The following is a 19,157-nucleotide window of genomic DNA, read 5'->3' on the forward strand; positions in this document are numbered from 1 at the left end:
ATTTAAATCCCTAATCTTTGCGCTTATTTTTTAGATTCTGTGCTATGAGTTGATTCTTTTGTTTCAGAAACACTAAATTCATTTTTGAGTTTTTCTACACTCTTATCCCCAAAGCCCTTGACATTAACAAGATCTTCTACGGATTTAAAAGGTTGCTTTGCGCGATAATCCAAAATCGCTTGTGCTTTAATCTCCCCTACACCTTTAACGCTCATTAACTCTTGCTTGCTAGCTGTGTTTAAATCTACTGCCGCAAAAATCCAAGAAACAGCAAGCAATAACGCCATTAAAATTTTCATCTTTTCTCCTTAAATGTTAAGATGATTCATTGTATCTAATTAAAAAATTTTTTACTTTTGTGATTGAAAAATTTTTGAAAATCTTTATATAAAGTTACATTTTGAAACAAATATGAAGTATTACAATGCGCATAAACAAAAATTCTTCTAAAATCTATAATCTATTAAAAACTATGTTTTATCATTAACGATATTATTAATAACATCATTGACAAGATTTTTTAACTGCTTTATGCTTAAATCTAGCTCATAGATTCCAGCTTCGTTGCAAAATTCTTCATCATCTTGTGTGAAATTTTTGCTTAAAGGATCTGGTAGCTTTGCGTTTTCATTATGATAAAGCTTTGCGATTTGCTCTTGTAGCTTTGTGGGGAAATTTGGAAAGGGGATTTGTAAGAAATGTTCTATTTTCATTCCTTTCATTTTAGAGCCAACACAAAGATAAGAACACATTTCTCTTATAAGTTTGCAATTTAAAAAACAAAGTATAAAAAGCAATTTTGTTGTATTTTTATCAGTTAATTTATATAGTTGTTGATTGTATTGAGCTTTACCAAAATCACTATAATCATAAAAGGTTGCTATCCCCACATATTCACCCCTTTTTCCCTTTGAGGTTGCGTTTGTAATAAGAATACAATCTTGTGTTAAATTTGGCTTACCGATAAAATTTATTCTCTCTTCTTCTTTAATTGTCCCATAATCACTACAATGGCTAGGTGTTATCCATTGATATTTTAAAAACTTGTCCTTACCAATAAAGCGTGTTTTTGGTGTGCTACCACTTTTGATTTTACCTTTATCTATATAAAACACACCATTTTTATAATTTTTAATCATAAAATCAAGTCTTTTAAACTCTTCGCAGTAAATTCCTGTATCAAGTCTCGTGGATTCTTGGAGTTCTTCAATAGTAGGGTAAGTGTAACTAAAGGTATTTGGGAGTTGATTTTCTAAAAGTTCTTTTTCTATTGTATTTAAAATGGCTTTGTGCCTTTGCTTTATCAAGCTTTCTTTTTTAATGATAGATTTTGTAAGGGTTTCTATAAAATCTAAAAATTTTTTGTCTGTGATTTTTGGTATATAAAGTTTTTCTTTATCGCTTGTAATAATATTTTTTTGTATGCCACCTTTACCTTGCATTTGTGATTTAAAAAACTGATGTTTTGTAAAAGCTAAAAACAAATAAAGAAAACTGGATTCGTTGGATTTATGAAAATATGCGGAAACTCTTTGATTAAGTAAAAAAGTTTCATTTCCCTTATAAAATGCACTTATATTACCTTGATTTTCCCCGCCTGTGAGAGAAAGAAGCACACAAGGTTTGTTGAGTAAAAATTTTTCTTTAATGTGGATTTTGGGAATAAATCTATTAAATTGTGTTGAAATGTAAAAATCGCTTTGATTAACATTTGAAATTTGTATGAGCGGCAGGGCATTATTTGAATTTGCAGTAAAAATGTTTGATGAAAAGGCATAGCCATCAAGAGAATAAAAATCTTGCAATAAGTTTTCATATTTTTTTGATAAGGCTTGTTTTATTTTTTCTGTTGTTAAATATTTATAGGCATTGCTTGAGAGATTGCAGCCATTTTCTAGCACTTCTTTAAAGCTTATTTCTTGTGGGATATCTATGTAAGCCATTATTTTGCCTTAATGAAGAGATTTTGCAGACTTTCTTCTTGCATTTTGCACCATTCTCTAAACTCGCTTATTGTCCCGCTAAAGTCTTCATCAAGCTTTGCTCTGTCGTTTTCATCAAGCTCTACTTCAAAGCTTTCGGGGTGGATTTTATATACATTTACAAAGTTTTTTACGCGATTTGTCGTTTTAATCTCATAGCCTATATTTTGTATATTTTTGATAAAAACGCTATATCCTTGTGCTTTAAGGCGTTCAAGCTCGTCTTTTTCTGGCTTATAAGCTACGATTAAAGAGACATTGACACCTGTTTCAGCAAAGGTATTTGCAGGTAGGTCAAAAATAGCTACAATACGCATTTTTTCCATTAGCCACGCTCTAGTGTCTTTATGCGTATCAATACTTGCTATGGAGTTAGATAGCACTATGCCAAGTCTGCCATTATCCTTTAAGATCCTATATGCGTTTTCTAAAAACACTACACCCAAATCAATGCTACCGCTTCCATCTTTTTTCTTATAAAAATCCCAAGTTTCATAGCAGCTTATAAGTTCTTTTTCTTCTTTTGTTTTGGGGATAAAGGAGCGTTTTTCGCCAAAAGGTGGATTAGTAAGGACGACATCAAATTTTCTTAATTCCTTATCATCGGCTCTATTATCCCACTCGCCATTTTGATTGGTATTAGAATCTAGCTTTAAAGTCCCACCGCCTTTAGCAAATTTATGCAAGATAGAGCCTAATCCTGCTTTATGCTCTAAAGTTGCATTACCATCGCCATTTAGCAGCATATTAAGCGTGGCTAGGTTTATCATCTGGGTGTCAATATCCATACCAAAGATATTTTTATCATCTAGCTTAGAGTGAGAATTCACATAAGAGACAGAGAGAAAGTCTGCTATGCCCACCGTGGGGTCTATGACACTTTCTGTATTTCTAGGATTAACAATGCTTACTAAAAAATCAATCAGCGGCAAAGGCGTTAAAAACTGCGCTTTGTCTCCTTTGGTAAATTCGCTTGCAAAGCGGTGGAAAATAAGCTGATATAAGTCGCTTTTGTAAGAAAGCGTGAAAGAGTAGTCTTGAAACTCTTTGACGATAGAAATTAAGACTTTGATGTGATTTTCGTTTTTATAGTCTAGCTCTTTGTCTTTTAGAATCTCTTTATATTCATTTTTAGCATTTTCTGTAATGGAGCTTATTCTTTTAATGAAATTTTGCAAAGGCGTATCGCTTAATTGCTTATAGCTTTTTTCTTCATCTAAAATATAAAAGCGTAAGGGGGAATTATGCTTTTCATCATAAATTTTTAGGGCTAGGATTTGGATTAGAATCACATAGCCCTTTTGATTGACTAAGCTTACAGAATCTAGTGTGTGGAGTATGCTAAACATCGCTTGATTTAGCGTTGTAGAATTTAGTCCCGAGATAGTTTCTAGCTCATCTACACTTCGTTTTTCTCTTTGAATAGGCTTTGGATTTTGAAAATTTTGCAAATGCGTAAAATCTGGGATATTATCGTAGGGGTCTGGCAAATGTAGATTTAAATCATTTGTTTTAGAATCTTGCCCTTTATCATTAAAATTTTGAGAATAGCGTAGGAATTTAGAATCTTGCTTTTTAAAAAGATAGAGTCGCTCTGTGTCGTATAAAACGCCTAAGCAAAAGGGATTTTCACACTCTTTCATATAGGCTTTAAGCTGTTTTTCGTAGATTTCTTGTATATTTTTAGAATCTTCTTTTTTAAACTCTATCACGCACAAAATGTGGCTTTTGAGCCATTGTAAAGCTTGTAAATTATTATTTTTGTGGTAGTCCTCGTATTTTTTAAACCACGCTTTATCATCAAAAATGACTGCGTCAATTTTAAGTGGAGCGGAGGATTTATTGCCCTTTGGGAGATGGATTTCTGTGCCGATATAATCTTTTGCAAAAAGCCCAGAATCTGTCAGTGCAAATAAAAACTGCCATTTGTAATACTGCTCATTTTTAGAGCCATCTTTCTTATAAAGGCTTGTTTGTTTATCAAAGCTTAAATGCTCACTTAAAAACTGGGTGTATTCCCCCCCCCGTGATAGTAGTGTCAAATTTGCTTTTGCTCTTTAAAAACCTCATATTATTCCCTATTTTTTAAGTTTTTTATTATAAAAATTTTAGCAAATTTACTCAAATATTTTAAAATGAAATATCTATCATGAATTGATTTTGACACCAATAATATCTAAAAGCATTAATGTAAATGCAAAATTCAATTTACCACAATTAATTTTATTTGCTAGATTTTCTCTTGTTTTGCTTATGTTTTTTAGTAATTCTACTAATTTAGGATAATCCATATCAGCTTTTGCCATTTGGATTTTATATCAATTATGGGCAAACAAGAAAAACTATTACAAAAACAACAAAAAGATAAATAAGCTTAAAGAGCAAATATCTAAAATAATTTTAGATTTTACTCAAAAATTTGTGCAATAATCAAAATCAAACAATAACTATTTAAAAATGATTTTATCAATTCATTAAACTAATAACACAGGAAGTTTTAGAACAAGTTCCATTATGGATTTTGTAGGATATGTTTTATATAGCAATAGAGACCAACAATCAAGAAGTAACAAAATTAATGAAATAAAAACACAAGAGAATTCCTTAACATAGCAAAGAAGCCTGAACCAAGCAATTTACAGCATCAATGCGAGAGAAATATGGAGATGTAATCTTAAAGAATCCGCCAATTTAGCACAACTCACTAAAGACTTAGAAAAACAAATTAAATAATTTTGCGAACAATACAACTCTTATTATCCTAAAGCGCAAGAAGAAAAATTAAATTCTTTCATTGAACAATTTAATCAACTCCTAAAAGAAAATGTTTTTAAAAATAATCCCCTAACAAAAGAAGACACCCAAAGATTAGATTTTAAAAGAGAAACTAGAAAGACTAATGAAGAAAAAAGATAAAACCCCACCACAAGGGTTTTATATCTATTTGCAAACTCACAAGGAGAACAGAGAAGAAATTTATTTTCTAATCTCTTTAATTCTTGCAGATTTTCCGCTTCTTGTGCGTAGATAGTAAAGTTTAGCGCGTCTAACGCGTCCAATTTTAAGCACTTTAATGCTATCAATGCTTTCAGAGTAAATTGGGAAAATTCTCTCTACGCCAACGCCATTTGCGCCAATTTTTCTAATTGTGAAAGTCTTTCCTGTGCCAACACCGCGCAAAGAAATACAAACACCTTCAAAATTTTGGATTCTTGTTTTATCTCCTTCAGAGATTCTAATCCCTATTCTTAATGTGTCTCCTGCTTTAAATTGCGGAATCTCTTTGCCTGCAATTTGTGCATCTTCAAAATGCTGAATGTATTTATTTCTCATCGTTTAACCCTTGTTTGTAGCGCACATAGAGGTCTGGTCTATGAAACTTAGTCTTTGCCTCTGCGGCTTTTAGTTTTAAATCTGCAATTTTAGCGTGATTTCCCTTTGAATACTCTGAAGGAATTGTTAAATTTTTAAATCTATGTGGTTTTACAAAATTTGGTGCTTCAAGCAAATGCTTTTCATAGCTTTCTCCCTTTAGGGACTCTTGATTCCCAAGCACACCATCAATCTGTCTTGCCACACTATCACACAGACACAATGCTGCTAACTCGCCACCTGTTAAAATAAAATCTCCAATACTAAATACCTCATCAGCATACAATTCAATCAATCGCTCATCAAAACCTTCATAACGCCCACAAACAAAGGTTACATCTTCTTTTTGACTTAAGCGTTTTGCGTCATTTTGCAAGAAAGTTTTCGCACAAGGCGTTAGAAAAATTATATGTGTTTTTGGATTCCGTGTTTTTATGAAATCCAATGCTAAACCAAACGCTAAAGGCTCAAGCACTAACCCAGCACCACCGCCTACTTGATAATCATCTACTTTTGAAAACTTATTTAGACTAAAATCGCGCGGATTAACAAAATCCACACACATTAATTCTAATTCAAGCGCACGATGCAAGATAGAATCACTAAAATAACCTTGAATTAATTGCGGAAATAATGTAACAAAAGTAAAACGCATTAGCTGTTTTCTAAAATTTCTTTACAAAATTGTGTATGGATTGCTTTGGTGGAATCCATTTTGGATTCCACATTTAAAATATAGCGCGCGTTATAGGGAATCAAAAAGCTCTTAGGCAGCCCTTTTGTCACAAGTGAAGAATCTGTTTTTACAAACAAATAATCCTGATTGCAAAAACGATCAATCTCACTCACCACGCCTAACATCTCATCATTTTCTATAACCGCACTCCCAACAAGTTCAAACCAAAAAAACGCATTATCTTCTAGTGCGCACTGCTCTTTGCTCTCTTCTTGCGTAGAATACACAATGCAATTTACAATTTGTTTTGCTTCTTCTTTAGAGTTGATTTCTTTAAATTTTGCGACAGATTTCTGTGGAGAATAAGATTCCAAAGTTAAGTCCCCAAAAGGCGTATGATAAACATTTCCAGCTTTAAAAGATTCTGGAAAATCACTAAAAAGGTGTAAAATCACATCACCCTTAAAGCCGAGTGAGCGTCCAATCTTCGCAACACTCACCCAATCTTTTGGAACTTTATACATTATTGCGGTTTCACAACAACGCGATAAGAGCTTCCGTCTTTTGCCTTAACGCCTGAAATAAAAGTCTTGATTGCGCTAATCATCTTTCCATCTTTGCCAATCAATCGTCCGGCATCTTGCAAGGAAGATAAAATCTCAATTTCATAAAAATTCGTATCAACCTCACGCTTAATTACGCGGATTTTCTCCGGTTCTGCTACGATTTTTTTGACATAAGATTCTATAAAATTCTCTACCATTTATTTTGTGATTGCTTGCACGCGCTCACTCATTTTCGCGCCAACACCTACCCAGTATTTTAAACGCTCCGCATCGTATTTCACCGTGGAAGGTTCTGTTAAGGGATTATAATATCCAATAGACTCAATCCAACCACCATCGCGTTTTTTTCTGCTATCAGTTACAACGATTCTATAAAATGGCTTTTTCTTGCGTCCCATTTTTGTTAAGCGGATAACGGTTGCCAAAATATGCTCCTTAAAAATAAAACTTTAAAATTACAGATAAATCTGTATAAAAGTGAAATTCTACTCACTTTTATACAAACTTACGCTTAAAATAGTAATGTTTTTAAGGCAACAAAAGCTTTATTACCTTAATTGCCCCATTCTTGCGTCTTTCATTAAGCTCATTAAATCCCCCATTCCACCTTTGTTAGAAAATTTCTTCGCCATTTTTGCGGCATTTTCAAATTGCTTTAAAAAGCGATTCACATCACTAACATCTATCCCAGCCCCCATTGCAATACGCTTTTTGCGACTTCCATTTAACAAATCCGGATTATCACGCTCTTTTGGTGTCATAGAAGAAACCATTGCACGCATTTGCTTAATCTCTTTAGAATTATCCAAATCTACATCTTTTAACGCACTTGCCATATTTCCAAGTCCCGGGAGCATTGATAAAATAGACTGCATTGAGCCGATTTTTTTAATATTATCAAGTTGCGCGATAAAATCATTAAAAGTAAATTTGCCTTTTTTAATTTTTTTAGAAATATCTTTTGCTTCTTTTTCACTAATTACAGCAGCTGTTTTTTCTGCCAAAGAGTGAATATCTCCTGCCCCCATTAATCGCCCTACAATACGCTCTGGGATAAACACTTCTAAATCTGAAATTTTTTCTCCAACTCCAATAAACCTAAGCGGAATCCCAAGCTGATGCGCAATTGAAAGTGCTATTCCACCTTTGCTATCCCCATCAAACTTGCTTAAAACTACACCGCTTAAATCCATTTTTTCGTGAAATGTCGCCGCGCTCTTAACGCCATCTTGCCCACTTAAACTATCAACCACATAAAGCACTTCATTGGGGTTTATCGCATTTTTAATGCTTTGTAATTCTTGCATTAATGCTTCATCAATGGCTAATCGCCCTGCTGTATCCACTAATAGCACATCATATAAACCCTCTATTGCTTTTTTCTTAGCTTCTGTGGCAATTTCTACCGCACTTTTGCCCTCGAGATGAAAAAACTCCACTTCTACTTGTGCTGCTAGCTGACGCAATTGCTCAACTGCTGCCAATCTTTGTAAATCACAAGCTGCAAGCAAGATTTTTTTTTGCTTGCCTTTTAGGTAGTTTGCTAGCTTTGCTGTTGTTGTTGTTTTACCACTCCCTTGCAAGCCTGCCATTAAAACAATTGTTGGTGGCTTTGGAGCAAAAATAAATCCGTAATTCCCCGGCGCAGTTAAAATCGTATTTAAAGATTCTTTTAACGCATTTAAAAAGCTATCTTTGCCAATCCCAGCTAGCTTTGTTTTTTTCTCAACTTCTGCTAAAAGTTCTTTTAAAACTTTATAATGCACATCAGATTTTAAAAGAGCCTTTTTCAGTTCATCTAACGCGCGCTTTAACGCCTTTTCATCATCTTGGAATCTAATTTTGCTAATTGCATTTTGGAAACTTTCTGTAATAACACCAAACAACTTTTAAGCCTTTAATTAAAATAAACTGCGCATTGTAAAATACTTTTGCTTAAAAGATTAACTGCTCATTTGTGCCTTTTTCTCTGTTTGATAAAGCCAAATAAAGACTTCTACAACTGCCTTATACAATGCAGGTGGAATCTCTTCGTCTAATTCTAGGTGAATTAGAGAATCCACTAAAGCCTTACTTTGAAACAAGGGAATATCAAACTCCTTTGCTTTTTCAATAATTTTTTGCGCCAAAAATCCTTCTCCTTTAGCAACCACCTTTGGTGCGCGCTGTTTATTTTGCTCATAAGCTAGAGCAACGGCTTTTTGATTTAGTGGTATTTTTGATGACATTAATAACTCCCTAAGATTCTATCCACTGCTTCCCAGCTTAGTTTAGAATCTTGCTTGTGATTTAAAAAGTGTTGCACCATTCGTGCTAGGCAATCTGTTTCTATATTTACTCTTTCTCCTGCTTTATAATTTCTAAAAAGCGTTGTTTGTAAAGTGTGTGGGATAATTGTCAAGCGTAATATGGAATCCAAAATTTCATTAATCGTTAAACTAATGCCATTTATTGCAATGCTCCCTTTAGGCACACACAAAGCTGAAATTTTGGAATCTATTTTGATAAAAAAGTCTGTCCCAACAGAGTGTGGAGCAATGTTTGTAATCGTCCCAATCCCATCAATATGTCCTTGCACAATGTGTCCATCTAACCTATCGCTTAAACGCATCGCAGGTTCAATATGCACCAAGCCTTGATAAGATTCTAATGCAAGATGCTTTTGTGTTTCTTCACTAAGTTCTAGCACAAACCCCCCTTTAAACACTTCAACTGCCGTTAAACATGCTCCATTTACCGCTATGGAATCACCAATGCGCGGCTTATGCCCTGCTAAAATCCGCAAACTTGAGCCTTGCAAACTCTCTACCCTGCCAAACTCACGCACAAGCCCTGTAAACATTTTTAACCTTTAAGCTACAATCTAATACAATGCGCAAATTGTAACATAAAAGGATTATTATGCAGCTTTGTGATACGCATTGTCATTTAGATGATACACGCTTTGATATGGATTTTAATGAAATGCTACAACGCGCAGAAAATGCAGGGATCTCACGCTTTATTATCCCAGCAGCAGACCCTAAAGACCTACAAAAGGCACAAAATTTAGCAAACGCACACACAAATGTATATTTTGCAAGTGGCGTGCATCCAGATCTTGCATACGCTTATGATTCTAATTTTATAGAATCTTTTTTAAGCGACCCAAGATGTGTAGCAATCGGGGAATGCGGCTTGGATTACTATTGCTTAGATGAAAAGCTAGAAGACTTCAAAGTCCATACCACAGAAGAAATAAAAGCAATTCAAAAGCGTGTATTTATAGAACAAATTAAACTTGCTATTAAGTTTAAAAAACCTTTAATCGTGCATATAAGGGACGCTTCTAATGATAGTTTAGAGATTTTACAAACTTATGCTAAGGATTTAATAGGCGGCGTTTTGCACTGCTTTAATGCAGATTTTCAGCTTTTAAAACTTGCACCTTTTAATTTTTATTATGGAATCGGTGGAGTTTTAACCTTTAAAAATGCTAGAAAACTAGTAGAAATCCTGCCAAAAATCCCTTTAGAATCCCTTTTGCTTGAAACTGACGCTCCTTATCTAACGCCCCACCCACATAGAGGAAAGCGCAATGAACCCTCTTATATCCCCTTAGTTTTAGAGAAAATGCAAGAAATTTTAAATCTCCCAAAAGAGCAATTAATTGCACAAATTAACACAAACACAACGCGACTTTTTGCTCTTAACTAATAAGCTTTAAGCCCACACTACAAGCCACAATTAGCGTAATAAAAAAGAGTTTCCAAACATTACGCGACTCTTTGTAAAAAAAGATTCCAACTAACACGCCACCAGCTGTGCCAATCCCTGTCCATATCGCATATCCCATACCCATAGGGATTTCACGCAAGGCTAAAGACAAGCTCAAAAGACTTAGCATAAAAAAGAACGCCACACCTAAAAGATAAAGCTTTTTAGAGGTAACTGCATACACCTTCATCATAATCACACCAAGCACTTCCATACATCCAGCAAGCATTAAAAACGCCCAACTCATTTTAGATTCCGTCCTGCTTCAATTTGATCATCAAGCACATCAATCCCTAAAACTTCTGAAATCTCATCAATAGCTTTAGAATCTTGCGCATCACTTTCTTTACTAACAAGCTTTAATCCAACAACGCCAACTAATAAAAGTGCAATTAAAATAAGTTGCAACATTGAAACACTAGCACCAAAGACAAAGATTTCACTTAACACAACTCCAGCTGCACCAATCCCTACAAATACTGCATAAGCAATGCTAACTTCCACGCGTTTAATTGCTAAAATCATACAAGTAAAAGAAACTAAGATTCCAACAATAGTAAAAAAATACCCCATAAAACTTGTAGAATATTTAAGCCCACTCACCCAAAAAATCTCTACAATCCCACCTAAAAGAATCAATAGCCAAGCCAAATTGCCCCCTTAACTAAATCCATTTTCTTGCAAAATTATAGCTTAATCTACCTTTTAAGGTTGTAAGACAATAGGCAAAACAAAACTACGCCTTGTAGAAAATTCTTGCAAAACTGCCTTGCTAGAATCTCTATAAACCCCAAAAACATCTACAAAATAATATGCAATGGTTTTGGATTCCGCCGTCTGCACAAGTGTTGGATTAAATTGTTTAAGCACTGCAATATAGTGATAATCCCCAATTTGCATTGTAAATTTTGTAAAATTAACAGATGTTAAAGTTTGATGTTTTAATTGAGTTTTTAGAGCTTCTTTCACGCTTACTAAATGAAGATCTAACCATACAATGCGTGGATTTAAAGTCTCTAATGCAAGACTTTTTTGTTCAAATTTTGTGGAGAGAATCAACACAAATGCACCTAAAATCACAAATAAAATCAAAGGCAACAAAACAAGACCTTTACGCATCATAGCTCCACAATTACACTGCTAGCACAATAGTCATTTTGCAAACAAAGGCGCACATAAAACCCTAAAGAGTGCGTTTTTAAACTAAAATGGCTTAGATTTTCAACTAGCGTGATGTAATTTTTATTTTGCTCTAAAATAAGAGAATTTCCAAAATGCAAACGCGTAGGGGAATCTAAAAAATAAAGTTTTGGAGAGATTTTATTGAGTGGTTGCTGCTTCAGCGCATTAGGAATCTCTAAAGTGATAGAATCTGTATTGAAATGTAAAATTCTGCCTTGGAAATTCGGATTGTAAAAATCTTGCGGAGAGATAAAATTTTCAGAAATTAAAAGAGCAGTTTTTGGTAGCCCAAAAGGACAAGTTGTGTTTGGATTTGTAGAAAGCTTCAAAAACTCTAAACTCAAAGTGCTATTTATAATCTTTAAACTTTTTGGATCAAAAACCCCATGAAAACACGGAATCGCAAAATCTTCTTGCAACACAAATTGCTCTAGCTTTTCATAAAAAATAAGTGATTTTCCAATTAGATTTGTTGATGTTGTGGAAATTGGCACATTAGGCAGGATTTGCAAACTCTCTAAATATGAACTCTCAAGCAAGCGTTTGACTTGCAAAAGTGCATTTTGTGCTTCTAATTGTTTTTGGAAGTTTTGATTTTGCAGATTGTAGTTTTGATAAATTCCCAAAAGCAGTTTTGAACCAAAAATCCCAAAAACTCCTAGTAAAATCACAGCAAGTAAAACTTCTAAAAGCGTAAATGCTCTCTTTTGTTTCATTAATGCGCTCTTGTAGCATTAATTTCAAAAAAGGGGGTTGGAGTTATAATCTTGGAATCCAAAATACAATCTTGGCTAATTTTGTTACATAAAGTTACATATTCATAGAAAAAATCTTGTGGATTTTGTAAATCTTTTTTGTAGTTTTGCTTGAAATTTCCTAAGATTCCCATAATAACCACACCTAAAACAGCGATAAAAACTAAAAATTCTAAGAGTGCAAATGCTTTCATAAAAAAATTATATAAACTTGTGATTAAAAAGTAAAATTATGTTAAGTTTAAATTACAAGATCAAAATATTTTTTTAGGGAATCATAGTTTGTGAAGTGTTTTAAAAGTGATTGCATCATCTTTTACACATTATTTTTAGATAAAAATGAAATGCAAAATCAAGCAAATAGTGAAAACTTACACGATTTTTTGGAAGAAAAAATTTGTATGGTATTAAATCTGCCAACAGAAAGAGAATATTTTTTGCGCTTTGTGTTATCCAAGCACACAAATGCTTACCATTGCGTGCTACTAGATAAAGAGATTTTAGCAGATTATGTCAAAGACGCCACAGAATATTTAACACATCCTTGTTTTTTGTGTGAAATTCAAAATGGCTATGTTTTAATAAAAGATTGGAATCTAAATTGGATTCTTGTGGGATTCAATGAGCAAAATATTGTGGATTTTTACGCATTAGAATCTTTAGAAAACACTATTGAAAGGCTAAAGGATTTAAACTTGAATATGTTTTGGTTATGGGAAGTAGAAAGTGCAACGCTTACCGAAAAAGAACTACTAAAAAAGCTAGAATCCAAATTCACAATCCACTACATAACACAAAGTTTAGAAAATATAGAATTGCTAGAATCTTGCAATTTTAATCCCCTAGAAAAATCTCAACCTTTTTTAAAAACACATTTAGGTGTAGCTTGTAAGTTTTTAGTAGCAGGAGTTGCTTTGGGTGCTGTATTGTGGATAATTTTAGCCTTTATTGGATTGCTAAATCAAAGAAAAAATGCAGGACTAACTGCACAAATTCACACGCTACAAAATGAGCTTGAAACACTCAGCAAAAACCGCACACAAGCACAAAATACACTCATCAATTTGCAAGAAAAGTTAGAAAATTTACAGACAATCTACAAAACAAATGCAGAATCCTTAAAAGACTTTGAAAAAGAGGATTTTCAAATTGCGCAACTAATCTTTGTATTAAATCCCTATTTAGAAAAGCTAAATGTCAAAATCGCATATTTTGGACTAGAAAAAAAGAGTTTTTCTTTGTTGCTTTTAGGAGAAAATGCACTAAAAATTTTAGAAGCAATTGAAAAAGAATCTTTAGGGAAAGTAGAAGAAATGGCGATTTATGGAGCATTTGTGTGGAGCGTAATTAAACGATGAGGGGTTTAATTTTACATATAGAATCTTTTTTGCAAATTCGCTCAAAACGCGAAATAATCTTGCTTTTTATGCTGTGTTTTTTGATAGGATTTGGGCTTATGGTAGGATTATTTTATGAAGGCGCTAAAGCTAAAATTGCGGAAGAAAATATACAAAATGTGGAGTTAAATCGTATGCTGCTTGTCTTGCAAAAAGAAATTTCATCGCAAAAAAATCTAAATATCCAAGACACAGATGCAACACATAAAGAAATTGAAGAAATGGAATATAAAATTGCCCTACAAGAAGAGAGAAAAAGACTCGCACTAGAGAAGTTTGGCGTATATTTTTTAAGAGAATTATCAGATGTTAATGCGCTTTATAATGTAGAAATTGCACAAGAAAAAGGACAGATTACCCTAGAAGCAAAGGGTAAATACAATGCAATGCTTGATTTTTTGGAATCCTTACAAGCACAGCCTAAACTCTCTTTTTTTGCAATGCAACTTTATCCGAATCCTAATACAAGGGATTTAACACTCTATGCAATTTTACAGATCCAAGGAGATTAATGCGTGTTTTTTTAGTAATTATGTGGGCACAAATGCTTTTTAGTGATCCTTTTTATTATGGTATTGCAGACTTTAAAACATTGCGACTTTTTGGGATCTTGCACACTAAAGCAAATCTTAATGGTAACTGGGTTTCTCTTCATACAACTTTTATGCACGAAAATGAAAGCTTTAAGCTCTTGGCTTTACAAGACTCTTGCGTAATTTTAGAAAATATGGAATCTAAAACTCAACAAAAACTCTGTAAAGAAAAACCTAAATTTATTAAAGAAAAAGGCAAAGAAAAATGAAGCGATTTTTGGTGGTTTTTTTATGTGTGTTTGGTGGAGAACTTTTTGCGTGTAAGAATCGCGTATTTGATTTAAGTATGCAAGAATATGCCATAAGCGTGCAAGAGATTTTAAGTGAGTTTTCAAGCTTATGTCATTTTAGCGTGGTGTGGAACGAAGCGGAAGTAGAATCGCGTTTAAATCAAAAGTTATCAATGGTTAATATTAAAGATAAGGATTTAGATTTTATCTTAGAATTACTTTTTAGTGCTGCAAATTTACACTATGAGTTTAGTGGAGATATTTTACGCTTAAGCATTCAAAAGACAAAAACCTTTAAGATTAATTACCTTAGCACAAATCGGCAAGGAATCAGCAACACGGCAGTTTCTATCAACAATGAAGAGAGTCAAAGCGCAACAAATACTAACGATAAAGTCAGTCAATCTGGAATTTTAATCAAAAGCGAAGATGGCTTTAATTTTTGGGAACACATTGAAGAAGAAATTTTAGCTTTACTTGGAGAAAACAAAGATAATAAACGCGTGATTATCAATAAAGGAGCTGGACTTATTAGCGTAAAAGGCGACAAGCAATCTCTTGCAAAAGTGGAATCTTATATCAAAGAACTCCATAAAAGATTACAAAAACAAGTGTTAATTGATGTGCAAATTCTAAGTGTGCGCCATAGCGATACAAAAACAATGGGAATTAATTGGGATTCTTTATACAATCTCCAAAATCTTACAATCCCACCTTTTACAGAAGGCGCAACACTTGGAGGAAATGGAGAGATTGGAAATACAAGTGGGCTAAATCTCATTGGTGGCAGTAATGGAAGTAGCGTGCAATATGGATTAAATATTTTTTCTGCTGGACTAAGCTTAAATCGTGTGATAGAGTTTTTAAAAAGCTATGGAGAAGTGCGTTCTATCTCAAACCCTAAAGTTCTAACACTTAATAATCAACCTGCAATGATTAGTGTTGGAGATATTTTGCGCTATAAAAAAAGTAGTATTTATCAAAATACAAACGCCCAAACAACACTCACAAATACAAACAACGAATATCCGAGCATTTTTGCGGGGGTTTTACTAGATATTACACCTTTGATTTTTGAAGACTCTATAATGCTCAAAGTAAATCCCTCCATTACAAAAACTAAAGATTTGCAGACAAAAATCGCCGCAAATGCGTTTGATACGCCACCAAATCTTACAACAAATCAATTAAGCTCCATTGTCAAAGTTAAAAACAATCAAAAAGTAATTTTAGGGGGACTTATTGCGCAAAATACAGCTAAAGAAAACAATAAGATTCCACTTTTAGGAGATATCCCGCTCATTAAACCACTCTTTTCTTACACGCAAGATTCCATTAGCACAGAAGAAATTGTCTTTATCATCACGCCACGCATTGTTGAAGAAGAAGAGTTAAGTTTAGCAAAGCTTGGATATACACTAATAGGAGATGAGTAATGTTGCGTGTTGCTTTATTTTGTATGAGTTTTGGAATTTTGGTGTTGGTTATGGAATCTTTTGTATGGGATACAAAATTAGAATCCAAAAACACGCCGCAAAAACAAGAAAAGCCTTGCTTGTATGTGCAAGCAAGTGCGCTTAATGTGCGTAAAAACCCAAACACACAAGCACAAATCCTGCAAGCCTTACCTAAAGGAACGCAAGTGTGTGAGTATTTTGGAATAGAAAACGGCTTTTTGCAACTTGCTGATGGCTATGTTGCCATAGAATATTTAAGCCTCCAACAACAAAAAGCAGAGCAACCAAAAGCTGCAAGTGCTCCTCTACCAAAAACAAAAATCCTACTCACAAGCACACAAAAAACGCCCAAACAAGACGATTTACAACTTGCACGCCTTGCAATGCTTCACAAAGATTACGCAAAAGCTAAAACGCTTGCACTAAAAATCAATCAACAAAACCCTAAAAATCTCGAAAGCTGGGAGATTTTCACTAAAGCTTTGTATTTGGAGGGAAACAAAAGTGAAGCAATGTTGATTTTGCAAAAAATCCTAGCTAAAAACCCTAATGGAGAGCTTGTAGGATTGCTAGAGCAAATGCGTAAAGGAGAAAGAATTTGAAACTAACTTGCGCACAAATGCGTTATTTTGGAGCTGTGATTTTAGAGAAAAAAGAAGAAGTCTTACACATAGGACTCAAGGCAAATAATCCTCACAAAGACACTTTGAGAACTCTTTTTAAAGCCTTTAAATTAGAATTTACAGAAATTACAGAATCCAAATTTCTCATACATTTACAAGAAGAAGAAATCAAAGAAACCTTACAAAATTTACTAGAACAAATCCAAGAAGAAATTGATTCTAAAGAGCAATTTAATGATGGTAAATCTAGTGTGCAGGAATTCGTGCATTTTCTCCTTCAAAGAGCAGTTTTAGAGCGCGCAAGTGATGTGCATTTAGAATTAGATTTACAAAATATGCGTGTTAGATTCCGTATTGATGGGGTTTTGGTGGAAAAATTTTGTTTAGAGTCTTGGGTATTTGCGCCACTTAGCACTAGCATAAAACTTCTAGCACATTTAAATTTAACAGAATCCAAACTCCCACAAGATGGGCGTTTTAGTTTAAACTTAACAAAGGATAACAATACACAAAATGCCTTTGATTTTCGCGTTTCTACTCTCCCTTTAGTGCAAGGGGAATCCATTGTGCTTAGAATTTTAGATAAACACAAGACGCTAATGCCACTAGAGTCTTTAGGTTTTGAAGAAGTAGAGCTCGCACAAATTAAAAGTCTAGCTACACTTCCTTTTGGACTTATTTTAATTACAGGTCCAACAGGCAGTGGAAAAAGCACAACAATGTATGGAATCTTAAATCTCTTAAAAGAACGGAATCTAAAAATCATCACACTTGAAGATCCAGTAGAATATCGCTTAGAACATATTAATCAAGTAGCAATGAGCAAAGATGTAGAATTTGTCAATGTGTTACGCAATGTATTACGGCAAGATCCAGATATAATAAGTCTTGGTGAAGTGCGGGACAAAGAGAGCTTACAGCTTGCTATTCAAGCGGCTTTTACGGGACATTTAGTGTTTGCAACTTTACACACAAATGACGCATTAGATTCTATTGTAAGATTGCTAGATATGGGTGTAGAAGCGCATTTTATCACACAAGCATTAAGTGGAATCCTAGCACAAAGACTCCTTAGAAAACTTTGTGATTGCAAACAAAAAACACGAGAAGTTTGGACTCCAAAAGGCTGCGCAAAATGCAATTACACAGGATATTTTGGGAGAATTGCCATTGTTGAGGTAGTGTGTGCCTCTAAGGATTTAGAAAGCTTTATAAAAGGTGGAATCCAAAAAGCCAAAATGCTAGAAATTTTAAAATCCACCACGCCAAACTTCACACTAGAACAAAAAGCAAAAGAACTAGTTGCGCGTGGGATTACTGATGAATATGAAGTGTATCGTGTGGTGAAAAATGCGCTTTATTGTTAAATATAAACATCAAGGAAAAATTTATACAAAAGCTTTTAGCTCACAAGAAAAACTAGAACAAAGCCTAAAAGGTGCCAGAATTCTATCAATCACGCAAAAACCAAACTTTTTAGACCTACAAAGAAATATTAACACCAAGGATTTATTGGGTGCATTTTATGAATTTAAACTTGGATTAAAGGCGCGTTTGCCCTTGCAAACTTTATTAGAAAATCTCCAAAATCACTGCAAAAATAAAAGTCTTAAAATCAGATTTCAAAAGGCACTTTTTGCTCTAAATTCTGGGAAAAATCTTTCACAAAGCTTCAAAGAAGCAGGCTTTTCAGATTTTATTTGCGCAATGCTTTTAGTAGGGCAAAAATCAAATTTACTTTTAGAAGTTGTGGAGCTTGTGATTTTACGCCTTAAAAATACGCAAAAAAACAAAAAAATCTTAACAAAAGTTATGTTATATCCTAGTGTAGTTTTTTGTGTAATGGTTTGTGTGTTTTTAGGAGTTACACTCTTTGTTCTACCGCAATTTGAAGTGCTATTTAGTGGAGTAGATACACAATTACCTTTTGTGAGTCAAAGCCTACTTTTTATGCGTGAAGTTGTGCTAGATTATGGGGTTTTGAGTTTGGGGATTTTTGTCTTATTTTGTGCCATATTTTCTTGGACTTATAAAAATGTGGAATCCTTAAAATGGCGTATAGATTTTCTGCTCTTAAAAACTCCATTTTTAGGGCAAGTGTTAAGAGATTTTGAAAGAGTGCAATTTCTTTTAAGCTTCTTTTGGCTCTATCGCTCTAAAGTCCCCTTGCAAGAAACTTTAGAAATCTCTATAAAATCCTTGCACAATGCTTACTTAACACATAAAGCAAGCGGAATTTTTCATAAAGTTTCACAAGGGATAGAAATAAAAGACGCCCTTGGAGTAATGTTTGATGGCTTTGGGGTGCAATTATTGAGTGGAACACATAATGAAATAGGATTTTTAGAAAGTCTTGAAGTTTTGCTAGAGCTTTACCAAGAAGAGTTACAAACACATTCAGAAGCACTTTTAGGAGCGATTGAACCCGTAATGATTTTGGTACTTGGAGTGCTTGTTTTGTGGCTTGCACTTGGAATCTTTTTGCCCCTTTGGGAACTACCTTTACAAATGCAAAATGTGTGAGCATTACTAAAAGAAACAAGGTTTTTCTGTAAAATACAAGAAGTT

24 protein-coding genes and 1 pseudogene are annotated in these 19,157 nt (G+C 33.8%); 8 read left to right on the top strand and 17 right to left on the bottom strand.

What is annotated here, in order from left to right; translation table 11 throughout:
- Nucleotides 1-23: 23 nt before the first annotated feature.
- The 12 genes from Q0358_RS01740 to ribE all read right to left on the bottom strand — a co-directional run bounded on the left by Q0358_RS01740 (nt 24) and on the right by ribE (nt 9,438).
- On the bottom strand, nt 24-299 hold the full coding sequence (locus tag Q0358_RS01740; RefSeq protein ID WP_299546383.1) for a helix-hairpin-helix domain-containing protein: 276 nt from the start codon (nt 297-299) through the stop codon (nt 24-26).
- Nucleotides 300-470: 171 nt separating this feature from the next.
- The gene (locus Q0358_RS01745; protein ID WP_299546385.1) at nt 471-1,943 is read right to left on the bottom strand and encodes a hypothetical protein; all 1,473 of its coding nucleotides are present in this window, start codon (nt 1,941-1,943) and stop codon (nt 471-473) included.
- Complete coding sequence (locus Q0358_RS01750) at nt 1,943-4,024, bottom strand: N-6 DNA methylase (protein ID WP_299546387.1); 2,082 nt, start codon at nt 4,022-4,024, stop codon at nt 1,943-1,945. The genes Q0358_RS01745 and Q0358_RS01750 overlap by 1 nt, the downstream gene beginning before the upstream one ends.
- Nucleotides 4,025-4,129: 105 nt before the next feature.
- A complete protein-coding gene (locus Q0358_RS08420) occupies nt 4,130-4,288 on the bottom strand; it encodes a DUF6471 domain-containing protein (protein WP_317381185.1) in 159 nt (52 codons plus the stop codon).
- A 670-nt stretch (nt 4,289-4,958) separates the two neighbouring features.
- A complete protein-coding gene (rplS, locus tag Q0358_RS01755) occupies nt 4,959-5,315 on the bottom strand; it encodes a 50S ribosomal protein L19 (protein ID WP_034290067.1) in 357 nt (118 codons plus the stop codon).
- On the bottom strand, nt 5,305-6,009 hold the full coding sequence (trmD, locus tag Q0358_RS01760; protein ID WP_299546392.1) for a tRNA (guanosine(37)-N1)-methyltransferase TrmD: 705 nt from the start codon (nt 6,007-6,009) through the stop codon (nt 5,305-5,307). The genes rplS and trmD overlap by 11 nt, the downstream gene beginning before the upstream one ends.
- Nucleotides 6,009-6,554: a ribosome maturation factor RimM gene (gene rimM, locus Q0358_RS01765; protein ID WP_299546393.1), complete on the bottom strand. Its 546-nt coding sequence runs from the start codon at nt 6,552-6,554 to the stop codon at nt 6,009-6,011. Before rimM ends, trmD begins: the two co-directional genes overlap by 1 nt.
- A complete protein-coding gene (locus Q0358_RS01770; protein WP_299546395.1) occupies nt 6,554-6,793 on the bottom strand; it encodes a KH domain-containing protein in 240 nt (79 codons plus the stop codon). The genes rimM and Q0358_RS01770 overlap by 1 nt, the downstream gene beginning before the upstream one ends.
- Nucleotides 6,794-7,021 (bottom strand): 30S ribosomal protein S16, encoded by a 228-nt coding sequence (rpsP, locus tag Q0358_RS01775; protein WP_299546397.1) that lies wholly within the window; start codon nt 7,019-7,021, stop codon nt 6,794-6,796.
- Between the two features lie 123 nt (nt 7,022-7,144).
- Nucleotides 7,145-8,482 (bottom strand): signal recognition particle protein, encoded by a 1,338-nt coding sequence (gene ffh / locus Q0358_RS01780; RefSeq protein ID WP_299546399.1) that lies wholly within the window; start codon nt 8,480-8,482, stop codon nt 7,145-7,147.
- Between the two features lie 57 nt (nt 8,483-8,539).
- Nucleotides 8,540-8,824, bottom strand: a complete 285-nt coding sequence (locus tag Q0358_RS01785) for an EscU/YscU/HrcU family type III secretion system export apparatus switch protein (protein ID WP_299546401.1) — start codon at nt 8,822-8,824, stop codon at nt 8,540-8,542.
- A complete protein-coding gene (gene ribE, locus Q0358_RS01790) occupies nt 8,824-9,438 on the bottom strand; it encodes a riboflavin synthase (RefSeq protein WP_299546403.1) in 615 nt (204 codons plus the stop codon). Before ribE ends, Q0358_RS01785 begins: the two co-directional genes overlap by 1 nt.
- 59 nt (nt 9,439-9,497) lie before the next feature.
- Between ribE and Q0358_RS01795 the strand changes: the two genes are divergently transcribed.
- Nucleotides 9,498-10,292, top strand: a complete 795-nt coding sequence (locus Q0358_RS01795) for a TatD family hydrolase (protein ID WP_299546405.1) — start codon at nt 9,498-9,500, stop codon at nt 10,290-10,292.
- Here Q0358_RS01795 and Q0358_RS01800 read toward each other — a convergent pair.
- From Q0358_RS01800 to Q0358_RS01820, 5 genes and pseudogenes are all read right to left on the bottom strand, one after another.
- Complete coding sequence (locus Q0358_RS01800) at nt 10,285-10,599, bottom strand: multidrug efflux SMR transporter (RefSeq protein ID WP_299546407.1); 315 nt, start codon at nt 10,597-10,599, stop codon at nt 10,285-10,287. The two genes, Q0358_RS01795 and Q0358_RS01800, sit on opposite strands and share 8 nt — an antisense overlap.
- Nucleotides 10,600-10,691: 92 nt before the next feature.
- Nucleotides 10,692-11,003, bottom strand: a pseudogene (locus tag Q0358_RS01805) (SMR family transporter); the annotation flags it as partial.
- Between the two features lie 54 nt (nt 11,004-11,057).
- Complete coding sequence (locus tag Q0358_RS01810; RefSeq protein WP_299546411.1) at nt 11,058-11,471, bottom strand: hypothetical protein; 414 nt, start codon at nt 11,469-11,471, stop codon at nt 11,058-11,060.
- Nucleotides 11,471-12,250, bottom strand: coding sequence for a type II secretion system protein (locus Q0358_RS01815; RefSeq protein ID WP_299546413.1), 780 nt, complete (start codon nt 12,248-12,250; stop codon nt 11,471-11,473). Before Q0358_RS01815 ends, Q0358_RS01810 begins: the two co-directional genes overlap by 1 nt.
- Nucleotides 12,250-12,483, bottom strand: a complete 234-nt coding sequence (locus Q0358_RS01820) for a hypothetical protein (RefSeq protein ID WP_299546415.1) — start codon at nt 12,481-12,483, stop codon at nt 12,250-12,252. Before Q0358_RS01820 ends, Q0358_RS01815 begins: the two co-directional genes overlap by 1 nt.
- Nucleotides 12,484-12,573: 90 nt before the next feature.
- Between Q0358_RS01820 and Q0358_RS01825 the strand changes: the two genes are divergently transcribed.
- The 7 genes from Q0358_RS01825 to Q0358_RS01855 are packed head-to-tail and all read left to right on the top strand — an operon-like array spanning nt 12,574 to nt 19,112.
- A complete protein-coding gene (locus Q0358_RS01825) occupies nt 12,574-13,647 on the top strand; it encodes a hypothetical protein (protein WP_299546417.1) in 1,074 nt (357 codons plus the stop codon).
- On the top strand, nt 13,644-14,198 hold the full coding sequence (locus Q0358_RS01830) for a hypothetical protein (protein WP_299546419.1): 555 nt from the start codon (nt 13,644-13,646) through the stop codon (nt 14,196-14,198). The genes Q0358_RS01825 and Q0358_RS01830 overlap by 4 nt, the downstream gene beginning before the upstream one ends.
- Nucleotides 14,198-14,488: a hypothetical protein gene (locus tag Q0358_RS01835; RefSeq protein WP_299546421.1), complete on the top strand. Its 291-nt coding sequence runs from the start codon at nt 14,198-14,200 to the stop codon at nt 14,486-14,488. Before Q0358_RS01830 ends, Q0358_RS01835 begins: the two co-directional genes overlap by 1 nt.
- Nucleotides 14,485-15,945, top strand: coding sequence for a pilus (MSHA type) biogenesis protein MshL (gene mshL / locus Q0358_RS01840; RefSeq protein ID WP_299546423.1), 1,461 nt, complete (start codon nt 14,485-14,487; stop codon nt 15,943-15,945). Before Q0358_RS01835 ends, mshL begins: the two co-directional genes overlap by 4 nt.
- Entirely contained in the window at nt 15,945-16,568 is a 624-nt protein-coding gene (locus tag Q0358_RS01845; RefSeq protein ID WP_299546425.1) for an SH3 domain-containing protein, read from the top strand. Before mshL ends, Q0358_RS01845 begins: the two co-directional genes overlap by 1 nt.
- Nucleotides 16,565-17,956: a GspE/PulE family protein gene (locus tag Q0358_RS01850; RefSeq protein ID WP_299546427.1), complete on the top strand. Its 1,392-nt coding sequence runs from the start codon at nt 16,565-16,567 to the stop codon at nt 17,954-17,956. Before Q0358_RS01845 ends, Q0358_RS01850 begins: the two co-directional genes overlap by 4 nt.
- On the top strand, nt 17,940-19,112 hold the full coding sequence (locus tag Q0358_RS01855; protein ID WP_299546429.1) for a type II secretion system F family protein: 1,173 nt from the start codon (nt 17,940-17,942) through the stop codon (nt 19,110-19,112). The genes Q0358_RS01850 and Q0358_RS01855 overlap by 17 nt, the downstream gene beginning before the upstream one ends.
- The last annotated feature ends 45 nt before the right edge of the window (nt 19,113-19,157 follow it).

The sequence above is a fragment of the uncultured Helicobacter sp. genome (assembly GCF_937893305.1).
In the GTDB taxonomy this organism is placed as follows: domain Bacteria; phylum Campylobacterota; class Campylobacteria; order Campylobacterales; family Helicobacteraceae; genus Helicobacter_D.

Excerpts from the sequence above, each read along its gene's own strand:
- Q0358_RS01740 (WP_299546383.1), bottom strand. The coding sequence starts at position 299 with ATGAAAATTTTAATGGCGTTATTGCTTGCTGTTTCTTGGATTTTTGCG.
- Q0358_RS01745 (WP_299546385.1), bottom strand. The coding sequence starts at position 1,943 with ATGGCTTACATAGATATCCCACAAGAAATAAGCTTTAAAGAAGTGCTA.
- Q0358_RS08420 (WP_317381185.1), bottom strand. The coding sequence starts at position 4,288 with ATGGCAAAAGCTGATATGGATTATCCTAAATTAGTAGAATTACTAAAA.
- rplS (WP_034290067.1), bottom strand. The coding sequence starts at position 5,315 with ATGAGAAATAAATACATTCAGCATTTTGAAGATGCACAAATTGCAGGC.
- trmD (WP_299546392.1), bottom strand. The coding sequence starts at position 6,009 with ATGCGTTTTACTTTTGTTACATTATTTCCGCAATTAATTCAAGGTTAT.
- rimM (WP_299546393.1), bottom strand. The coding sequence starts at position 6,554 with ATGTATAAAGTTCCAAAAGATTGGGTGAGTGTTGCGAAGATTGGACGC.
- Q0358_RS01770 (WP_299546395.1), bottom strand. The coding sequence starts at position 6,793 with ATGGTAGAGAATTTTATAGAATCTTATGTCAAAAAAATCGTAGCAGAA.
- Q0358_RS01785 (WP_299546401.1), bottom strand. The coding sequence starts at position 8,824 with ATGTCATCAAAAATACCACTAAATCAAAAAGCCGTTGCTCTAGCTTAT.
- ribE (WP_299546403.1), bottom strand. The coding sequence starts at position 9,438 with ATGTTTACAGGGCTTGTGCGTGAGTTTGGCAGGGTAGAGAGTTTGCAA.
- Q0358_RS01795 (WP_299546405.1), top strand. The coding sequence starts at position 9,498 with ATGCAGCTTTGTGATACGCATTGTCATTTAGATGATACACGCTTTGAT.
- Q0358_RS01800 (WP_299546407.1), bottom strand. The coding sequence starts at position 10,599 with ATGAGTTGGGCGTTTTTAATGCTTGCTGGATGTATGGAAGTGCTTGGT.
- Q0358_RS01810 (WP_299546411.1), bottom strand. The coding sequence starts at position 11,471 with ATGCGTAAAGGTCTTGTTTTGTTGCCTTTGATTTTATTTGTGATTTTA.
- Q0358_RS01815 (WP_299546413.1), bottom strand. The coding sequence starts at position 12,250 with ATGAAACAAAAGAGAGCATTTACGCTTTTAGAAGTTTTACTTGCTGTG.
- Q0358_RS01820 (WP_299546415.1), bottom strand. The coding sequence starts at position 12,483 with ATGAAAGCATTTGCACTCTTAGAATTTTTAGTTTTTATCGCTGTTTTA.
- Q0358_RS01830 (WP_299546419.1), top strand. The coding sequence starts at position 13,644 with ATGAGGGGTTTAATTTTACATATAGAATCTTTTTTGCAAATTCGCTCA.
- Q0358_RS01835 (WP_299546421.1), top strand. The coding sequence starts at position 14,198 with ATGCGTGTTTTTTTAGTAATTATGTGGGCACAAATGCTTTTTAGTGAT.
- mshL (WP_299546423.1), top strand. The coding sequence starts at position 14,485 with ATGAAGCGATTTTTGGTGGTTTTTTTATGTGTGTTTGGTGGAGAACTT.
- Q0358_RS01845 (WP_299546425.1), top strand. The coding sequence starts at position 15,945 with ATGTTGCGTGTTGCTTTATTTTGTATGAGTTTTGGAATTTTGGTGTTG.
- Q0358_RS01855 (WP_299546429.1), top strand. The coding sequence starts at position 17,940 with ATGCGCTTTATTGTTAAATATAAACATCAAGGAAAAATTTATACAAAA.